Origin of the sequence: Pseudomonas sp. B21-019 (assembly GCF_024749225.1) — a bacterium.
Lineage (GTDB): Bacteria > Pseudomonadota > Gammaproteobacteria > Pseudomonadales > Pseudomonadaceae > Aquipseudomonas.
Window position 1 is genome coordinate 1,631,271 of sequence record NZ_CP087193.1, and the last position, 18,839, is coordinate 1,650,109.

Genomic DNA, 18,839 nt, shown 5'->3' on the forward strand with positions numbered 1-18,839 from the left:
GATGGTAAGGCGACACACGGTCCTCTGGATTAGCGGACCTTGCCCTTGCCCAGCACCAGCACCTCTTTATCGAAATCATCGACGTCGATCACCTTGCGCCGCGCCACCTCCACCTCACGCAAGGTCTCGGCTTCAACCGGTTGCAAGACGCCAGCCTCCAGTGCGGCATCGATGACCGACTCCCCGACAGTGGGTTTGACCTGGCGACTTCTCAGCGCCGTGTTGAGTTTTTTCTGTAGCGGTTTGGCGGCGTTCAGCAAGTCGCAGGCGTGCTGCAGGGCGCCGACCGGATCCTCTGTCGATTGCGGGCGATAGCAGCCCGCCAATAACTCCTCAAGGGTCGGGTCGCCCTTGGCGCGGCCGAGCACTGCTGCGACTTTGGCCGCCAGTCTGTCCGACGGGCCTCTGTGCCGGCGACCGAACGGGAACACCAGTACCCGCAGCAAGCAGCCGAGTACCTTGTTCGGAAAGTTGGTCAGCAGTTCGTCCAGCGCACGCTCGGACTGGCCGAGGCTCTCTTCCATCGCCCAGGCGAACAACGGACGCATATGCTCCGGCGAATCGAGATCGTGATATCGCTTGAGCGCGGCGGAGGCCAGATACAGGTAGCTGAGCACATCGCCCAGACGTGCGGACAAGCGTTCGCGGCGTTTCAGTTCGCCGCCCAGCAGCATCATGCATTGGTCTGCAAGCATGGCAAAAGCCGCGGCCTGACGGTTGAGGGCGCGCACGTAGCGTTGGCTGAGCTTGTCTCCGGGCATGTGTTCGAAATGCCCGAAGCCAAGGTTCAGCACCAGGGTGCTGGCGGCGTTGCTCACGGCAAAACCAATGTGTTTGAGCAGCAGGGCGTCGAATTCGATCAACGCCTGTTGTTTGTCTTCGCGGTGGACAAGGGCCATTTCCTTGAGCACGAACGGATGGCAGCGAATAGCGCCCTGGCCGAAGATCATCAGGTTGCGTGTCAGGATGTTCGCACCTTCGACCGTGACGGAAATGGGCGCACCTTGCCAGCTACGCGCGAGATAGTTGTTCGGTCCCATGATGATGGCCTTGCCGCCGTGAACATCCATGGCGTGACTGATGCACTCGCGACCGCGTTCGGAGAGGTGGTATTTGATGATGGCGGAGGGCACCGACGGCTTTTCGCCGAGGTCGACGGCGTTGGCGGTGAGCATCCGCGCGCTGTCCATCAGCCAGGTACTGCCGCCGATCCGCGCCAGTGCTTCCTGAATCCCTTCGAAGGCTGACAGCGGTGCGTTGAATTGCTCGCGAACCTGCGCATATTGGCCCGTCACCAGGCTGCTGAACTTGCCCGCGGCGGTACCGATGGCAGGCAGCGAAATGGAACGCCCGACCGACAAGCAGTTCATCAGCATCATCCAGCCTTCGCCGAGCATCTCCTGACCGCCGATGATGAATTCCAGCGGTATGAACACATCCTTGCCAGCGTTCGGGCCGTTCATGAAGGCGGCGCCCAGCGGCAAGTGACGGCGGCCGATTTCTACACCGGGGGTCTGGGTTGGAATCAATGCGAGACTGATCCCCAGGTCGACTTTGTCACCCAATAGATGATCCGGGTCATAGGCCTTGAAGGCCAGGCCGATCAAGGTCGCCACCGGACCGAGGGTGATGTAGCGTTTTTCCCAGTTCAGGCGCAGGCCGAGGGTTTCCTGGCCTTCCCATTCACCTTTGCAAATCACCCCGGTGTCGGTCATCCCCCCGACGTTGGAGCCCGCCATCGGGCCTGTCAGGGCAAAGCAGGGGATATCGTCGCCGCGGGCCAGGCGTGGCAGGTAATGATTGCGTTGTTCGTCGGTGCCGTAATGCAGCAGCAGTTCCGCCGGGCCAAGGGAGTTGGGCACCATGACGGTGGAGGCCAGGTCACCGCTGCGGGTCGCCAGTTTCATCGCGATCTGGGAGTGCGCATAAGCCGAGAAGCCTTTACCGCCGTATTCCTTGGGGATGATCAGGGCAAAAAAGCCATGCTGCTTGATGTGGTCCCAGGCCTTTGGCGGCAGGTCCATCAACTGGCTGATCTGCCAATCGGTGACCATCGCGCAGAGCTCTTCGGTCGGGCCATCGATAAACGCCTGTTCCTCTTCGCTCAGCTGCGCTTTTGGATAGGCCAGCAGCTTGTTCCAGTCCGGACGACCGCTGAACAGCTCGCCATCCCACCAGACCGTGCCGGCTTCAATGGCTTCACGCTCGGTTTGCGACATGGGGGGCAGGTTTTTTTGAAACCAGTTGAAAATGGGCGCCGTGAACAGTTTTCGTCGCAGGTCCGGCAGTAACAGGAAGGCCGCTACAGCCGCAAGCATCGCCCAGAAAATCAGCAGCAGCCAGACGGGGGCATGGCTCGCATGTCTGAAGATGCCCATCGCCAGCAGATAGACAGCGATGATGCCCAAAGCGGGCAGAGGCGCGGTGCGACGATGTGCCAGCCAGGCAATCCCGACCACCAGAACCAGTATCCACAACAGCAGCATAATTAATTCTCCTGAAGCCAGGGGCAAAACCACTCTCAGAGCTTAGACGGCATCCATAAAAGTGGGTGGTCGGAGCGATCGGGTTGAGCTTGTAGGACGAAACGGCCGGACTTCGTCAGTTATTTCGATGGAGGACTCGTCAACAGGGCGGGCAAGCGCTGATATTTGGCCGAAACGTCGTTATCTCTGTGCTGAAGGTGTCGCTAGACTCGTGGCTTCCCCAGGAGATTGCTCCCATGCATGCGTATCTGAGTCCCGGCCGCTTCATCGACAGTGACCATCCCTCGGTGGTGGAGTTCGCCGAAAAATACCGTGGCGCCGGGCGCGATCCGCTGGAGCAAGCGATCAATCTCTATTACGCAGTGCGCGAGGCCGTGCGCTACAACCCCTACACCTTCAGCCGTGATCCGCAGACCTTGCGCGGCAGCTATGCGCTGTCGGCCGGGGAGAGTTATTGCGTGCCCAAAGCCACGCTGTTGGCAGGTTGCGCTCGGCATTGCGGGATCCCGGCGCGTATCGGTCTGGCGGATGTGCGCAATCACCTGTCGACGCCGCGCCTGCTCGAACTGCTCAAGAGCGATGTGTTCGCCATGCACGGCTACACCGAGCTTTATTTGAACGAGCATTGGGTTAAAGCCACGCCGGCTTTCAATCAACAACTCTGCGAACTGTTCAATGTCGCGCCGCTGGAATTCGACGGGATCAATGACAGCGTGTTCCATCCCTTCAATCGCGACGGCGAGCAGCTGATGGAGTACCTGGTCGATCACGGCCAGTTCACCGATGTGCCTGAAGCGTTCTTTTTCGAGCACCTGGAAAAGTGCTATCCGCATTTGTTCGGCGAGCGGCTGCCGCTGCAACTGGGTGACATGCATAGCGATTTGAGTCGTGCCTGATCCGGCGTATGCTGCCTGCGCATTTATCCAACAAGGAGGCGGTCATGCTGAAGATCTGGGGTCGGAAAAATTCGTCGAATGTCAGAAAACCGTTGTGGGCCGCCGAAGAGCTGGGCCTGGCCTATGAAGCCATCGATGCCGGCGGTGCCTTTGGCGTGGTCGACACGCCTGAGTACCGGGCGATGAATCCCAACGGTCGCGTGCCGGTGATCGAAGACGACGGCTTCGTGCTGTGGGAATCCAACGCCATCGTGCGTTACCTGATGGCTCGCCATGCCAGCGGCACTGCCTGGTATCCGACGGACCTGCAAGCCCGTGCCTCGGCGGAAAAGTGGATGGACTGGACCACCTCAAGTTTTGCCGCGCCGTTTCGCACGGTGTTCTGGGGCGTGTTGCGCACCCCGCCAGAGCAGCAGGACTGGCCGGCCATCAAGGCTGCGATCAAGGAGTGCGACGAGCTGCTGTCGATGGCCGATCAAGCGCTGGCGGTTAAACCATACCTGTCGGGCGAAGAGATCGGCATGGGCGACATTCCCTTGGGCAGCTTCATTTATGCCTGGTTCGAGATGCCGATCGAGCGCGCGCCGCTGCCACATCTAGAAGCCTGGTACGCACGGTTGAAACAGCGTCCGGCCTATCGCAAAGCCGTCATGACCGCGTTGACTTAATACTCACTATCAACACGCGTGACTGTACTTGTGTGGCGGCGACAAGCACCATTGCGCTCATGCGCCGCGGTTGCATTGCTCGCCGCCCGCCCTTATTTATTCCTTTCTTCCCTTCCTGGTGCGTAAATCCGATATGAGTTCCGCTCTGTCCATCCGGCAGCTAACCAAAACCTACGGCAACGGTTTCCAGGCCTTGAGTGGTATCGATCTGGACGTCGCCGAAGGTGACTTTTTCGCCTTGCTCGGCCCGAACGGCGCCGGCAAATCCACGACCATCGGCATTCTCTCGACCCTGGTGAACAAGACCAGCGGCACGGTGAATATCTTCGGTCACGACCTGGACAAGAATCCTGCGCAGCTCAAGCGCTCCATCGGCGTGGTGCCCCAGGAATTCAACTTCAACCAGTTCGAAAAGACCTTCGACATCGTCGTGACCCAGGCCGGTTACTACGGCATCCCGGCGAAAATCGCCAAGGAACGCGCCGAGCAGTACCTGACTCAACTGGGTTTGTGGGACAAGCGCGATGTGCCGTCACGCTCCCTGTCCGGCGGCATGAAGCGCCGACTGATGATCGCCCGGGCGCTGGTTCACGAGCCACGCCTGCTGATCCTCGACGAACCGACGGCAGGGGTGGACATCGAATTGCGTCGCTCGATGTGGACCTTCCTCACCGAACTGAACAAGAAAGGCATCACCATCATCCTCACCACCCACTACCTGGAAGAGGCTGAACAGTTGTGCCGCAACATCGGCATCATCGACCATGGCACCATTGTCGAGAACACCAGCATGAAGCAGTTGCTCAGCCAACTGCATGTCGAGACGTTCCTGCTGGACCTGAAGAACACCTTGCAAGTGGCACCGCAGTTGCTTGGTTACCCGTCCAAACTGATCGACAGTCATACCCTGGAAGTCCAGGTCGACAAGGCCATGGGCATTACCGCGCTGTTCACCCAGTTGGCGCAGCAGAACATCGAAGTGTTGAGCCTGCGTAACAAAACCAATCGCCTCGAGGAGTTGTTCGTGTCCCTGGTGGAGAAAAATCTGTCGAAGGTGGCGGTATGAGTTCCGAGCTGCAACCCAACCTCGTCGCCCTCAATACCATCGTTTATCGTGAGGTCAAGCGCTTCACCCGGATCTGGCCGCAGACCTTGCTGCCGCCAGCCATCACCATGGTTCTGTACTTTGTGATCTTCGGCAATCTGATCGGTCGGCAGATCGGCGGCATGGGTGGCTTCACGTACATGGAGTACATCGTGCCGGGGCTGATCATGATGTCGGTGATCACCAACTCCTACGGCAACGTGGTATCGAGTTTCTTTGGCAGCAAGTTCCAGCGCTCCATCGAAGAACTGATGGTGTCGCCGGTGTCACCGCATACCATTCTGATTGGCTATACCCTGGGCGGCGTGCTGCGCGGGTTGATGGTCGGGCTCATCGTGACGCTGCTGTCGCTGTTCTTCACCACGCTACAGGTGCATCACCTGGGCGTGACCGTCCTGGTGGTGCTGCTGACGGCGACGATCTTCTCGTTGCTGGGTTTCATCAACGCGGTATTTGCGCGCAACTTCGATGACATCTCGATCATCCCGACCTTCGTGCTGACACCGCTGACGTACCTGGGCGGGGTGTTCTACTCGATCAGCCTGCTGCCGCCGTTCTGGCAGACCGTGTCGCTGGCCAACCCGGTGCTGCACATGGTCAACGCCTTCCGTTACGGCATCCTCGGTGTGTCGGACATCAAGATCAGCGTGGCGATCGCCTTCATGCTGGTAGCGACTGTTGTGCTGTACATCGGTTGTGCGCGGCTGCTGGTGAGTGGGCGTGGGATGCGTACCTGACGCCTCCACTGCGGGTCAGGTTACGTGTTGTTGGTGTACATATCCGTTGCTGCGGTAATGGCTACTTAGGGTTCCGCCCTTACGGCGGGTCACTTTGGAAAAGCCCCAAAGTAACCAAAGGGCTCTTGCCCCTTTCGTTCGGCCCTTCGCCTAGGCTCAGGGTGACCTCGCTCCGGTCCTGCTCCGTGGGCCCGCCGCCATCGGCCATCCATGGCCGGGGGCGGCTAACCCGGCATCCATGCCGGGTTGCCCACTGCGCAGAACCTCCACTCAGCCTCTCGAGGGGGCGGTGAGTCAAAATCAAAAGCGAGGCGGCCTACCGGCCGGCCTGATCTCATGTGCACGCACTTCCCTGTAGGAGCTGTCGAGCGAAGCGAGGCTGCGATCTTTTGATCTTGCTGTGGCTTCTGCTTCTGCTTTGGCTTTGGCTTTGGCTTTGGATCTGCCGCCCCTTTCCCAGAGGCCGAACGCAGGTATTGCGTAGGGGGCACCGCGGCAGGGATGCCGCGGTAGCCGCCCCCGGCCATGGATGGCCGATGGCGGCGGGCCCCCGGAGCAATGCCGGAGTGAGGGTATGCCGAGCCTAGGCGAGGCACCGAATGGCGGGGCAAAAGCGCTTTGGTTACTTTCGCGCTTTTCGAAAGTGACTCGCTGTAAGAGCGAAACCATAAGTCGCCGTTACCGCAGCAATGGATATGTCCCCAATCAAACTATCGATATAAAAAAGGCCTCCCACGCGGAGGCCGTTTTTCATTCTTGCATCCGGCTGCGCTTACGCCGTGCCCACTGCCGACTCACCCACCAGCGCCAATACATCATCACCAGACAATAAGCCAACGCTCCAAGCACCAGCCCCGTTACCACCGAGCCCAGTAAAAACGGTTGCCACAAAGTCGAGAGCTCGCCGCTGATCCATTCCCAGGTCAACTCGTCCGGCAAGCTCCTGGCGGGGACGTCCATCAGCCAGGCGCCGGTCTGGTAAGTGCAGAAGAACACCGCCGGCATGGTGATCGGGTTGGTCAGCCAGACCAGGCTGACCGCTATCGGCATGTTGCCGCGCACCACGATGGCGAGGATGGCCGCCAACAGCATTTGCAACGGGATGGGCAGGAATGCCGCGAACAGGCCAACGGCCATGGCCCGAGCAACGGAATGACGATTGAGGTGCCAGAGGTTCGGGTCATGCAGCAGGGTGCCAAGAAAGCGTAAGGATTTGTGTTCCCTGATGCTGGTCGGGTCTGGCATGTAACGTTTGAATAAGCGCCGGGGCATAAGGCTTCTCGGTCGGTTAAGGCGGCAAGTATGTCTGGATTCTACGAACCGCCCATTCAGACTTTGTGACAATTGTTAACGACGCCTGTGCGGCGCGACGGCTAAGCCTAGGGAGGGGACTCTCAAGGAAGGGCTTATGCGCACAGGGATGATGGCGCTGGCGTTGGGTCTGCTGGCCCTGCGTTTTTTACCGGCATTGCCGCCGGCGGGGTTGTGGCTGTTGTTGCCGGTAGTGGGTTTGATGTTGCTGCCGTTTCGAACCTTTCCACTGGCATTTTGGTTGTTCGGTTTCAGTTGGGCGTGTGCGAATGCGCAGTGGGCGCTGGATGATCGCCTGGTGCTGAAGCTCGATGGCGAGACTCGCTGGGTCGAAGGTCGTGTCACCGGTTTGCCGCAGCAGGCCGAGGGTGTAGTGCGTTTCGAACTGACAGACAGTCAGTCGCGTCGCACCCAACTGCCCCGGCACCTGCGTCTGGCTTGGTATGGTGGGCCGCCCGTCAACAGTGGCGAGCGGTGGCGGCTGGCAGTCAAATTGAAGCGTCCTGCCGGGCTGCTCAACCCCCATGGTTTTGATTACGACGCCTGGTTGCTGGCCCAACGTATTGGCGCCACCGGGACCGTCAAGGACGGTCAGCGACTGGGGCAAGCGCAGTGGGCCTGGCGCGACGGCATTCGTCAGCGTTTGCAGGCCGTGGATGCGCAGGGGCGAACGGGGGCGCTGACGGCGTTGGTGCTGGGGGACGGCGCCGGGCTCAGCCGTGAGGACTGGCAGGTGCTGCAAGACACCGGCACCGTGCATTTGTTGGTGATTTCCGGGCAGCACATTGGTTTGCTGGCGGGGCTGGTGTATCTGCTGATCGCCGGGCTGGCGCGCTATGGCTTATGGCCCAGGCGCTTGCCGTGGCTGCCATGGGCGTGTGGGCTGGCGTTCGCGGCAGCGCTCGGTTATGGGTTGCTGGCCGGTTTCGAGGTGCCGGTGCGTCGGGCCTGCCTGATGATCGGTCTGCTGTTGTTGTGGCGGCTACGGTTTCGTCACCTCGGCGCCTGGTGGCCGCTGTTGCTGGCGCTTGACGGTGTTTTGCTGCTGGACCCGCTGGCAAGTCTGCAACCGGGTTTCTGGTTGTCTTTTGCGGCGGTAGCGGTGCTGATTTTCACCTTTGGCGGGCGATTGGGCCCGTGGCGTTGGTGGCAAACCTGGACCCGTGCCCAATGGCTGATCGCAATCGGTCTGTGCCCACTGCTGTTGGTGCTGGGGTTGCCGATCAGTCTCAGCGGGCCGCTGGCCAATCTGCTGGCGGTGCCCTGGATCAGCCTGCTGGTCTTGCCGCCGGCCTTGCTCGGAACGCTGCTGTTGCCCGTTCCTTATGTGGGCGAGGGGTTGCTGTGGTTGGCTGGCGGTCTGATCGACCTTTTGTTCAAGGGGCTGGCGTTGGTGGCCGGGCAATTGCCCGCGTGGGTGCCGGTGGCGGTTCCGCTGTGGGTTTGGGCGTTCGGCGCGCTGGGCGCATTTCTGCTGTTACTGCCACCGGGCGTGCCGTTGCGCCCGCTGGGCTGGCCGATGTTGCTGTTGCTGGTTTTTGCGCCCCGGCACACGCTGCCTGAAGGCGTCGCCGAGGTCTGGCAACTGGATGTCGGCCAAGGGTTGGCCATCCTGGTGCGCACCCGCCATCACACTCTGTTGTATGACGCCGGGCCGCGTTTCGGCGATATCGACCTTGGGGCGCGGGTGGTGTTGCCATCGTTGCGCAAACTGGGGGTGAACGGACTCGATCTGATGCTGATCAGCCACGCCGACGCCGATCACGCCGGCGGTGCGCGAGCGATTGCCAGCGGTGTGCCGGTGACGCGGGTACTGAGTGGCGATCCACTGGCCCTGCCGGACGAGTTACATGCCGAGGGCTGTGAGAGCGGTCAACAGTGGACCTGGGACGACGTGCGGTTCCAGCTCTGGCAGTGGCCGTCGGCCAGTGACAGCAATCAGAAATCCTGCGTGCTGCAGGTCGAAGCCAACGGTGAGCGGTTGCTGCTGACTGGCGATATCGATACGGCGGCCGAGCGGGCGCTGCTCGACAGTCCATTGGCGGTGTCGACGGACTGGTTGCAGGCCCCGCACCACGGCAGTCGCAGTTCATCTTCGATGGCGTTGCTCAGCGCTCTGCAGCCTAAAGCGGTACTGATTTCCCGTGGCAACGGTAATTCTTTCGGTCATCCCCATCCCACAGTCGTGGCGCGTTATCAAAAGCGTGGCATGGCGATCTACGACAGTGCCGAGCAGGGTGCCATTCGTCTACAACTGGGGCGCTTCAAACCACCTTGGACGATGCTTCAGGAACGGCGTTTCTGGCGCGATCCGCCAGTATTGCGCCAGTAGCCCGCGTCATTAAAGCCCGACCGGATGCGACATCGCGGTCTTCGGTGCGCCCACCCCCTATGTTAGAGTGGCGCACTTTTTCGAGGGGACTGTCACTGTGTGGGAATTGGTCAAATCCGGCGGCTGGATGATGCTGCCGATCATTCTGAGTTCCATCGCGGCCATGGCGATCGTCGCCGAGCGTCTCTGGACCCTGCGCGCCAGCCGCGTGACCCCGGAGCACTTGCTCGGGCAGGTCTGGGTCTGGATCAAGGACAAGCAACTCAATAAAGAAAAACTCAAGGAACTGCGCGCCAACTCTCCGCTGGGCGAGATCCTCGCCGCCGGTCTGGCGAACTCCAAGCATGGTCGCGAGATCATGAAAGAGTGCATCGAAGAGGCCGCCGCGCGGGTGATTCATGAGCTCGAACGTTACATCAACGCCCTGGGCACCATCGCCGCCATGGCTCCGTTGCTGGGGCTGCTGGGTACGGTGCTGGGCATGATCGATATTTTCAGTGCGTTCATGGGCACGGGCATGGGCACCAACGCCGCGGTGCTGGCCGGGGGTATTTCCAAGGCACTGATCACCACCGCCGCCGGCCTGATGGTCGGTATCCCGGCCGTGTTCTTCCACCGCTTCCTGCAACGCCGGATCGATGAGCTGGTGGTGGGCATGGAGCAAGAGGCGATCAAACTGGTCGAGGTTATTCAGGGCGATCGCGACGTGGACCTGGCCGAGGGTAAAGCGTGAAATTCCGTCGTAAACCACGGGAAACGGTAGACATCAACCTCGCGTCGCTGATCGACGTGGTGTTTATCCTGTTGCTGTTTTTCGTCGTGACTACCACCTTCACCCGTGAAACCCAGTTGCGCGTCGACCTGCCGGAAGCGGTCAGCGGCTCCCCGGCCGAAGACCAGCAGCTCAAGCAACTGGACATCGCCATCAGCGCCGACGGGGCGTATTCGGTCAACAACCAGCTGTTGCCGAAGAACGACCTCACCAGCCTGATGGAAGCGCTGCAGAAAGAATCCAATGGCGACACCAATCTGCCGCTGTCCATCAGCGCCGATGGCAAAACCCCCCATCAGTCCGTCATCACCGCGATGGACGCTGCCGGCAAGCTCGGTTTCAGCCACTTGCGCATGACCACTGTCGAGGCGGCGCCGGCGTCCTGATGGCCATGTCCGATCGATTGCTCGCCGCGTGGTACGAAGGTCATCCGGCGTTGAAGCTGTTGCAGCCGCTTGAGTGGCTGTATCGACGCGTGGTCACCGGCAAGCGCGAGCGCTTTTTGGCGGGCGAGGGCGAGATCTACCAATCGCCGGTGCCGCTGATCGTGGTCGGCAACATCACGGTGGGCGGCACGGGCAAGACGCCGCTGATTCTGTGGATGATCCAGCACTGCCAGCGCAGCGGTTTGCGGGTCGGCGTGGTCAGCCGTGGTTACGGCGCCAAACCGCCGCAATTGCCGTGGCGGGTCGCGGCGGATCAAGGCGCGGACGTGGCGGGCGATGAACCGCTGTTGATCGTCCAGCGCACCGGCGTGCCGCTGATGATCGACCCGGACCGCAGTCGTGCGGTCAAAGCCTTGCTGGCGAGTGAGCCGCTGGACCTGATCCTTTCCGACGATGGCATGCAGCATTACCGGCTGGCTCGTGACCTGGAACTGGTGCTGATCGACGCCGCCCGGGGGCTGGGCAACAAGCGTTGCCTGCCCGCCGGGCCGTTGCGCGAACCGGTCGAGCGCCTGCAAAGCGTCGATGCGGTGCTGTACAACGGCGCTGCCAATGATCGCGAAGACGGTTTTGCCTTCCAGTTGCAACCCACCGAACTGGTCAACCTGCGCAGCGGTGAACGGCGTCCTCTGGACCACTTTCCCGCGGGTCAGGCCCTGCACGCCGTGGCCGGGATCGGCAATCCCCGGCGTTTCTTCACAACCCTCGAAACGCTACACTGGCGGCCAGTGCCCCATGCATTTGCCGACCACGCCGAGTACAGCGTGCAGGCCTTGAATTTCACACCGTCATTGCCAGTGGTGATGACAGAAAAGGACGCGGTGAAGTGCCGTGCCTTCGCCGCCACCGATTGGTGGTACCTGGCGGTCGATGCTGCGCCATCGCCGGCCTTCGTGGCCTGGTTCGATACGCAGCTGATGCGCCTGTTGCCGGCTCGTCTTTTGCCTTAACTCCGTTTCTATCCAGGGAATGTACATGGACACCAAATTGCTCGATATCCTCGCTTGCCCGGTCTGCAAAGGCCCGCTCAAGCTCAGCGCCGACAAAACCGAGCTGATCAGCAAGGGCGCCGGCCTCGCGTACCCGATTCGCGACGGAATCCCGGTGATGCTCGAAAGCGAAGCGCGCACCCTGACCACCGATGAGCGTCTGGATAAATGACCACAGCCTTTACCGTTGTCATTCCATCGCGTTACGCCTCCACCCGCTTGCCGGGCAAGCCGCTGCTGCTGATCGCCGGCAAGCCGATGATCCAGCACGTCTGGGAACAGGCGAGCAAAAGCAGCGCCCAGCGCGTGGTGGTTGCCACTGACGATGCGCGCATCGTCGAGGCCTGCAAGGGCTTTGGCGCCGAAGTGGTGCTGACCCGCGAAGACCACAATTCCGGCACTGACCGTCTGGCCGAAGTGGCAGCGAAACTGGGCCTGGCCCCGGACGCGATCGTGGTCAATGTTCAGGGCGACGAGCCGCTGATTCCGCCAAGCGTGATCGATCAGGTCGCCGCCAACCTGGCCGCTCACACCGAAGCACGCATGGCCACCCTGGCCGAGCCGATCGAAGACGTCGAAACCCTGTTCAACCCCAATGTGGTCAAAGTGGTCAGCGACCTCAATGGCCTGGCGCTGACCTTCAGTCGTGCCACCTTGCCGTGGGCTCGGGACGCGTTTGCCAAGAGCCGCGAGCAATTGCCGGAAGGTGTGCCATATCGCCGTCACATCGGCATTTATGCTTACCGTGCCGGTTTCCTTCAGGACTTCGTCACCTGGGGCCCGTGCTGGCTGGAAAACACCGAGTCTCTGGAACAGCTGCGTGCCCTGTGGCACGGCGTGCGGATTCATGTCGCCGACGCGCTGATCGCACCGCCCACTGGCGTCGACACCGTTGAAGATCTCGAGCGCGTTCGTCGCCTGCTGGAGGCCTGATGCGGGTCCTGTTCGTCTGCCTGGGCAACATCTGCCGTTCCCCCACGGCTGAGGGCGTATTGCGGCACAAGTTGCGTGAGGCGGGGCTGGCCGATCAAGTCGAAGTGGCTTCCGCCGGCACCGGCGACTGGCACGTCGGCAAGGCCCCGGACAAGCGCAGCCAGGCCGCGGCGAAACTGCGCGGCTACGACCTGTCCGCCCAGCGCGCCCAGCAAGTGACCCGCGCCGATTTCGCCACTTACGACCTGATTCTGGCGATGGACAACAGCAACCTGCGCCACCTCAAGGCCATGCAACCGGCCAAGGGCAAGGCCGAGCTGGATCTGTTCCTGCGTCGCTACCAGTCGGAAATCGATGAAGTGCCGGATCCTTATTACGACGGCGACCAAGGCTTCGAACAGGTTCTGGACCTGATCGAGCGCGCCAGCGATCTGCTGGTGATCGAATTGAAGGGACGGTTATGAGTTTGCAGGTTCAACCCCGGGTTTCGCTCAAACCGTTCAACAGCTTTGGCGTGGACGTTCAGGCGCGGCTGTTTGCCGAAGCCCATAGCGATGCCGACGTGCGAGAAGCCCTGGCCTATGCGGCGGCACACGAAGTGCCGGTGCTGGTGATTGGTGGCGGCAGCAATTTGCTGCTGACCGCCGATGTGCCGGCACTGGTGCTGCGCATGGCCACACGAGGGATTCGCCTGCTGAGCGATGACGGCAACCAGGTGGTGATCGAAGCCGAGGCCGGCGAGCCGTGGCATCCATTTGTGCAACACACCCTGGCGCAAGGATGGTCGGGGCTGGAAAACCTCAGCCTGATCCCCGGCACTGTCGGCGCGGCACCCATGCAGAACATCGGCGCTTACGGCGTCGAGATAAAAGACGTATTCGCCGGCCTGACGGCCCTCGATCGCCAGACCGGCGAGCTGCGGGACTTCACACTGGCCGAGTGCAACTTCGCTTACCGCGACAGCCTGTTCAAACAGGAACCGGGGCGATGGTTGATCCTGCGGGTGCGTTTCACCCTCACGCGCACCGCGCACCTGCACCTGGAATACGGCCCGGTGCGTCAGCGCCTGACCGAGCAGGGTATTGATCACCCGACGCCGACCGATGTCAGCCAGGCCATTTGCAGCATCCGCAGCGAAAAACTCCCGGACCCGGCGGTGCTCGGCAATGCCGGCAGCTTCTTCAAGAATCCGTTGGTGCCAGCCGCACTCGTGGCACAACTCAAGGGTGAATACCCGGATCTGGTGGCGTATGCGCAGCCCGACGGGCAAATGAAGCTGGCGGCGGGCTGGCTGATCGAGCGCGCCGGCTGGAAAGGCTTTCGCGACGGCGATGCCGGTGTGCATAAATTACAGGCGCTGGTGCTGGTCAACTACGGCAGCGCAACGGGCCTGCAATTGCTGAATCTGGCGCAGCGCATTCAGAAAGACATTGCAGAGCGTTTCAAGGTCGACCTGGAAATGGAACCCAACCAGTATTGAGGCTACGCTTTCAGGCTGATTAAAAAGCCCTGCACATTTTCAAATGTGCAGGGCTTTTTTGTTAATGCTCAGTTAACTTAGCCAGCTAACGATGCAAGCATTTGCTCCATCAAAGGCCCGGTGCAGACGTCGCGTCTACATATGAGAGCCAATTAGCCTGAGTCGATCTGCGTGTAGTGAACCGCGAACCCCAAGCGGCAGATTGCTCGACCCCATAACCTCTATAACTATGCGGGCGTGCCCATGATTACCCTGAAACTCAATGGTCAAGATCATCAACTCGATGTCACCGAGGATATGCCGCTGCTCTGGGCGATCCGTGACGTGGCTGGCTACAACGGCACCAAATTCGGCTGCGGCATGGGCCTGTGTGGCGCCTGCACCATTCATATCGACGGCGCGCCAGCGCGCAGTTGCATCACGCCGATCGGCTCGGTTATCGGCCAGAACGTCAGCACCATCGACAACCTGCACGCCGACCCGGTGGGCAAAGTCGTCCAGCAAGCCTGGCTCGACAGCGCCGTGGCTCAGTGCGGTTACTGTCAGGGCGGGCAGATCATGTCGGCCACCGCGCTGCTGAAAACCAACCCGAATCCCAGTGACGAGCAGATTGAGGAGGCGATGGTCGGCAACATTTGCCGGTGCGGCACCTACAACCGGATCAAGACCGCCATCCGCCAGGCATCCACTCATCTGAAGGAGGCCAAGGCATGAGCCAGCTACCGAATGATTTTGCGCTGAGCAATCTGAGCAACCTCAGTCGCCGCGGTTTCCTCAAGGGCGTGGGCGCCACCAGTGCGTTGGTGCTGGCCGCCAGTTGGGGCTGGCAAGACGCATTGGCGGCGGAAAAAGAAAAACAATTCGGCGCCGATGGCATGCCCAACGGCTGGATCGATGACCCGAAGGTTTACATCAGCATTGCCGCCGATGGCAGCGTGACCGTGATCTGCAACCGCTCGGAAATGGGCCAGGGCGTGCGCACCAGTCTGTCCATGGTGGTGGCCGATGAACTGGACGCCGACTGGGCACAGGTCAAAGTGCAACAGGCGCCGGGCGACGAAGTACGTTTCGGCAATCAGGACACCGACGGTTCGCGCAGCATGCGTCACTGGTACGAACCGATGCGCCGTTGCGGTGCTGCCGCGCGGACCATGCTTGAGCAAGCTGCTGCCGAACAGTGGAAAGTGCCGGTCGGCGAGTGCCATGCGCAACTGCACAAAGTCATCCATAAGCCGAGCGGTCGTGAACTGGGCTACGGCGCGTTGGCCGCGGCTGCCAGTGCGCTGGCGGTGCCGGCACGAGACAGCCTGCGGCTCAAACAGCCGTCGGAGTTTCGCTACATTGGCAAGGAGGGCACCAAGGCCATCGACGGTGCGGACATCGTCAACGGTCGTGCGGTCTATGGCGCCGATGTGCATTTCGACGGCATGCTTTTCGCCACCATCGCCCGTCCGGCGGTCTACGGCGGCAAGGTCAAATCCTTCGATGCCAGCGCCGCGATGAAAGTCCCGGGGGTGATCAAGGTTTTGCAAATCGAAAACCGTCCATTGCCCTCCGAGTTCCAGCCGCTTGGCGGTGTGGCCGTGGTGGCCAGCAACACCTGGGCGGCGATCAAGGGGCGCGAAGCGCTGAAGATCGAGTGGGATGACGGCCCCAACGCCAGTTACGACTCGATCGCCTACCGCAAGGAACTCGAAGCCGCGTCGCTCAAACCCGGCAAAGTGGTGCGCAATACCGGCAACATCGACCAGGCCATGAGCGCTGCCGACAGCACCCTCGAAGCGTCCTACTATCTGCCGCACCTGGCGCAATCGCCGATGGAGCCAATGGTCGCCATCGCCCGTTTCAAGGACGGTGTGTGTGAAGCCTGGGCGCCAAGCCAGGCGCCGCAAGTCACCCGCGAACGGATCGGCGAGCGCCTGGGCATTCCATTCGATAACGTCACGTTCAACGTCACCTTGCTCGGCGGCGGTTTCGGCCGCAAGTCCAAGCCGGACTTCGTCGTTGAAGCGGCGCTGCTGGCCAAGGAGTTCCCGGGCAAGGCCGTGCGGGTGCAATGGACCCGTGAAGACGACATCCACAACTCATATTTCCACACCGTGTCCGCCGAGTACCTGAAGGCCAGTCTGAACAAAGACGGCCTGCCGTCGGGCTGGTTGCACCGTACGGTGGCGCCGAGCATCACCGCGCTGTTCGCGCCGGGCATGAACCATGAAGCGGCTTTCGAGCTGGGCATGGGCTTTACCAACATGGCTTACGCGATCCCCAACGTGCGCCTGGAAAACCCTGAAGCGGCGGTCCACACGCGGGTCGGCTGGTATCGCTCTGTATCGAACATTCCCCACGGCTTTGCGATTCAGAGCTTTGTCGATGAACTGGCGCATAAGGCCGGCCAGGACCCGCTCAAATACCAGATCAAGCTGCTTGGCCCGGACCGTCAGATCGATCCGCGTACCTTGAGTGAAGAGTGGAACTACGGCGAATCCCCTGAGCGTTATCCGATCGATACTGCGCGGATGCGCACCGTGCTGGAAACCGCCGCCAAAGCCGCCGGATGGGGGCGTAAGCTACCCAAGGGGCGTGGCTTGGGCCTGGCGGTGCATTACAGCTTTGTCACTTATGTGGCAGCCGTGATCGAAGTCGAAGTCAAAGACGATGGCACGCTGATCGTGCACAAAGCCGACATCGCCGTGGATTGCGGCCCACAGATCAACCCCGAGCGAATTCGCTCGCAGTTCGAAGGCGCCTGCGTCATGGGCTTGGGCAACGCGGTGCTGGGGGAAATCAGCTTCAAGGACGGCAAGGTCCAGCAGGATAACTTCCACATGTACGAGGTGGCGCGCATGTCCCTGGCACCGAAGGAAGTCGCCGTGCACCTGGTCACGCCACCGGGCAATGTGCCGTTGGGCGGAGTCGGTGAGCCGGGCGTGCCGCCGATTGCGCCAGCGCTGTGCAACGCGATCTTCGCGGCCACCGGCAAGCGCATCCGCAGCTTGCCGGTTCGCTATCAGCTGCAAGGCTGGCAGAAGGCTGACGCCTGATGGACAGCGTCGATCTGAACGTCCTGCGCAGCGTGCTGGAATGGCGCCGCGCCGGTCAGCGGGTGATGTTGTACAGCGTGGTCCAGACCTGGGGCACCGCGCCCCGGGCACCTGGCGCCATGCTCGCCTTGCGTGGCGATGGCGTAGTGATTGGCTCGGTGTCCGGTGGCTGTGTCGAGGATGACCTGATTGCCCGGCTGCACGATGGCCGTATCCCGGCCGATGGGCCTCCGGTGCAGTTGATTACTTATGGCGTCACTCGTGAGGAGGCCGCGCGGTTTGGTTTGCCCTGCGGCGGCACGTTGCGCCTGACCGAGGAGCGCGTCGGCGATCCGGCGTGGGTCGCCCAGTTGCTGGCGCGCTGCGAGGCACATGAAATCGTGGCGCGCTCGTTGGATATAGCGACCGGTGAAGTGGTTCTGCAGCCGGCGAACAAGCACGATGTGCTGAGTTTTGATGGCAACACACTGCGCGCCATTTATGGCCCGCGTTGGCGATTGTTGTTGATCGGCGCGGGGCAGCTATCGCGGTATGTCGCCGAGATGGCGCGGCTGCTGGATTTCGAAGTGCTGATTTGCGATCCGCGCACCGAGTTCGTCTACGGCTGGGAAGAACAACACGGTCGCTTCGTTTCGGGCATGCCCGACGAAGCAGTGCTGACCATCCAGACCGACGAACGCACTGCCATCGTCGCGCTCACCCACGATCCGCGCCTGGATGACATGGCGCTGCTCACGGCCCTGGACTCCAGGGCATTTTATGTCGGTGCGCTGGGTTCGCGAGTCAACAGCCAGAAGCGCCGGGACAACCTGGCTCAGCTAGGCTTGTCCCAACAGGCCATCGAGCGCTTGCACGGCCCGATCGGCTTGCACATCGGCAGCCATACTCCGGCGGAAATCGCCTTGTCGCTGCTGGCCGAGATTGTGGCGATCAAGAACGGCATCGAGCTCAAGCAGAAGAGGCCGTTGCAGGAGGGCGTATGAGTGACTCCATTGGCGTTATCGTTCTAGCCGCCGGGCAGGGCAGTCGGTTTCGACAGGTAGCGGGTGACGATAAGGACAAGTTGCTGGTGGACTGCACCGCCCGTGATGGCATCACCGTGCACTCAGTGATCGAGCAGGTGCTGGTGAATCTGCCAGCCACACTCGAGAAGCGTGTGCTGGTCACCACCGCGGACCGCCCGCAAGTGATTCGCATGGCGCAGGCCTATGGTTGCGAGATTGTGCGAATCGAGACGACCGGCCTGGGCGACAGCATTGCGGCGGGTGTGGCGTCATGTTCGCAACTCGATGGCTGGCTGATCATGCTGGGGGATATGCCGTTTATCCTGCCGTCGAGCATTGAACAGGTCGTCGCGGCCATTGCGGATGACGCTATCAGCGTGCCGGTGCATGAAGGGCAATATGGGCATCCGGTGGGGTTCGGGCGAAGCTTCGGTCCGGGATTGATGGCGCTGACCGGCGATCACGGCGCCAAGTCACTGTTTGCGCAGGCGAGGGTGGTCGAGGTGGCGGTGGAGGATCGCGGAGTGTTGTGGGATGTGGATGTTCCAGAGAAATTGGTGTTTGTGTAATCCCAAAAGATCGCAGCCTTCGGCAGCGCCCACAGGCGCGTAGGAGCTGCCGAAGGCTGCGATCTTTTGA

The 18,839-nt window shown here is 61.4% G+C and carries 18 protein-coding genes; 16 read left to right on the forward strand and 2 right to left on the reverse strand.

Features of this window, described 5'->3' with window-relative positions:
- Window positions 1–29: 29 nt before the first annotated feature.
- The gene (locus LOY36_RS07280; protein WP_258672788.1) at window positions 30–2,486 is read right to left on the reverse strand and encodes an acyl-CoA dehydrogenase; all 2,457 of its coding nucleotides are present in this window, start codon (window positions 2,484–2,486) and stop codon (window positions 30–32) included.
- 236 nt (window positions 2,487–2,722) lie between these two features.
- Between LOY36_RS07280 and LOY36_RS07285 the strand changes: the two genes are divergently transcribed.
- The 4 genes from LOY36_RS07285 (at window position 2,723) to LOY36_RS07300 (ending at window position 5,892) form a co-directional block, all read left to right on the forward strand.
- Window positions 2,723–3,382, forward strand: coding sequence for a transglutaminase family protein (locus LOY36_RS07285; RefSeq protein WP_258672790.1), 660 nt, complete (start codon window positions 2,723–2,725; stop codon window positions 3,380–3,382).
- Window positions 3,383–3,426: 44 nt separating this feature from the next.
- Complete coding sequence (locus LOY36_RS07290; protein ID WP_258672792.1) at window positions 3,427–4,050, forward strand: glutathione S-transferase family protein; 624 nt, start codon at window positions 3,427–3,429, stop codon at window positions 4,048–4,050.
- A 133-nt stretch (window positions 4,051–4,183) separates the two neighbouring features.
- Entirely contained in the window at window positions 4,184–5,116 is a 933-nt protein-coding gene (locus LOY36_RS07295) for an ABC transporter ATP-binding protein (RefSeq protein WP_019650417.1), read from the forward strand.
- The gene (locus LOY36_RS07300; RefSeq protein WP_018926238.1) at window positions 5,113–5,892 is read left to right on the forward strand and encodes an ABC transporter permease; all 780 of its coding nucleotides are present in this window, start codon (window positions 5,113–5,115) and stop codon (window positions 5,890–5,892) included. Before LOY36_RS07295 ends, LOY36_RS07300 begins: the two co-directional genes overlap by 4 nt.
- A 750-nt stretch (window positions 5,893–6,642) precedes the next feature.
- Here the strand turns inward: LOY36_RS07300 and LOY36_RS07305 are convergent.
- Window positions 6,643–7,164, reverse strand: coding sequence for a DUF2062 domain-containing protein (locus tag LOY36_RS07305; RefSeq protein ID WP_205889459.1), 522 nt, complete (start codon window positions 7,162–7,164; stop codon window positions 6,643–6,645).
- A gap of 136 nt (window positions 7,165–7,300) precedes the next feature.
- Between LOY36_RS07305 and LOY36_RS07310 the strand changes: the two genes are divergently transcribed.
- The 12 genes from LOY36_RS07310 to LOY36_RS07365 all read left to right on the forward strand — a co-directional run bounded on the left by LOY36_RS07310 (window position 7,301) and on the right by LOY36_RS07365 (window position 18,769).
- Window positions 7,301–9,535 (forward strand): DNA internalization-related competence protein ComEC/Rec2, encoded by a 2,235-nt coding sequence (locus LOY36_RS07310; RefSeq protein ID WP_258672793.1) that lies wholly within the window; start codon window positions 7,301–7,303, stop codon window positions 9,533–9,535.
- A gap of 97 nt (window positions 9,536–9,632) precedes the next feature.
- Entirely contained in the window at window positions 9,633–10,268 is a 636-nt protein-coding gene (locus LOY36_RS07315) for a MotA/TolQ/ExbB proton channel family protein (protein ID WP_007941964.1), read from the forward strand.
- Window positions 10,265–10,693: a biopolymer transporter ExbD gene (locus tag LOY36_RS07320; protein WP_018926235.1), complete on the forward strand. Its 429-nt coding sequence runs from the start codon at window positions 10,265–10,267 to the stop codon at window positions 10,691–10,693. Before LOY36_RS07315 ends, LOY36_RS07320 begins: the two co-directional genes overlap by 4 nt.
- The gene (lpxK, locus tag LOY36_RS07325; RefSeq protein ID WP_019650420.1) at window positions 10,693–11,703 is read left to right on the forward strand and encodes a tetraacyldisaccharide 4'-kinase; all 1,011 of its coding nucleotides are present in this window, start codon (window positions 10,693–10,695) and stop codon (window positions 11,701–11,703) included. Before LOY36_RS07320 ends, lpxK begins: the two co-directional genes overlap by 1 nt.
- Before the next feature lie 25 nt (window positions 11,704–11,728).
- Window positions 11,729–11,914: a Trm112 family protein gene (locus LOY36_RS07330; protein ID WP_003179363.1), complete on the forward strand. Its 186-nt coding sequence runs from the start codon at window positions 11,729–11,731 to the stop codon at window positions 11,912–11,914.
- Window positions 11,911–12,675 carry a 3-deoxy-manno-octulosonate cytidylyltransferase gene (gene kdsB, locus LOY36_RS07335; protein WP_018926233.1) on the forward strand — a complete coding sequence of 255 codons (765 nt, stop codon included), beginning with the start codon at window positions 11,911–11,913 and terminating at the stop codon, window positions 12,673–12,675. The genes LOY36_RS07330 and kdsB overlap by 4 nt, the downstream gene beginning before the upstream one ends.
- Complete coding sequence (locus LOY36_RS07340; RefSeq protein ID WP_019650421.1) at window positions 12,675–13,139, forward strand: low molecular weight protein-tyrosine-phosphatase; 465 nt, start codon at window positions 12,675–12,677, stop codon at window positions 13,137–13,139. The genes kdsB and LOY36_RS07340 overlap by 1 nt, the downstream gene beginning before the upstream one ends.
- Window positions 13,136–14,155, forward strand: a complete 1,020-nt coding sequence (gene murB / locus LOY36_RS07345; RefSeq protein WP_258672796.1) for a UDP-N-acetylmuramate dehydrogenase — start codon at window positions 13,136–13,138, stop codon at window positions 14,153–14,155. The genes LOY36_RS07340 and murB overlap by 4 nt, the downstream gene beginning before the upstream one ends.
- 243 nt (window positions 14,156–14,398) lie before the next feature.
- On the forward strand, window positions 14,399–14,869 hold the full coding sequence (locus LOY36_RS07350) for a (2Fe-2S)-binding protein (protein ID WP_019650423.1): 471 nt from the start codon (window positions 14,399–14,401) through the stop codon (window positions 14,867–14,869).
- Window positions 14,866–17,196 (forward strand): xanthine dehydrogenase family protein molybdopterin-binding subunit, encoded by a 2,331-nt coding sequence (locus LOY36_RS07355; RefSeq protein ID WP_258672797.1) that lies wholly within the window; start codon window positions 14,866–14,868, stop codon window positions 17,194–17,196. The genes LOY36_RS07350 and LOY36_RS07355 overlap by 4 nt, the downstream gene beginning before the upstream one ends.
- Window positions 17,196–18,179 carry an XdhC family protein gene (locus LOY36_RS07360; RefSeq protein ID WP_258672799.1) on the forward strand — a complete coding sequence of 328 codons (984 nt, stop codon included), beginning with the start codon at window positions 17,196–17,198 and terminating at the stop codon, window positions 18,177–18,179. The genes LOY36_RS07355 and LOY36_RS07360 overlap by 1 nt, the downstream gene beginning before the upstream one ends.
- The gene (locus LOY36_RS07365) at window positions 18,176–18,769 is read left to right on the forward strand and encodes an NTP transferase domain-containing protein (protein WP_258672800.1); all 594 of its coding nucleotides are present in this window, start codon (window positions 18,176–18,178) and stop codon (window positions 18,767–18,769) included. The genes LOY36_RS07360 and LOY36_RS07365 overlap by 4 nt, the downstream gene beginning before the upstream one ends.
- Window positions 18,770–18,839: the final 70 nt, after the last annotated feature.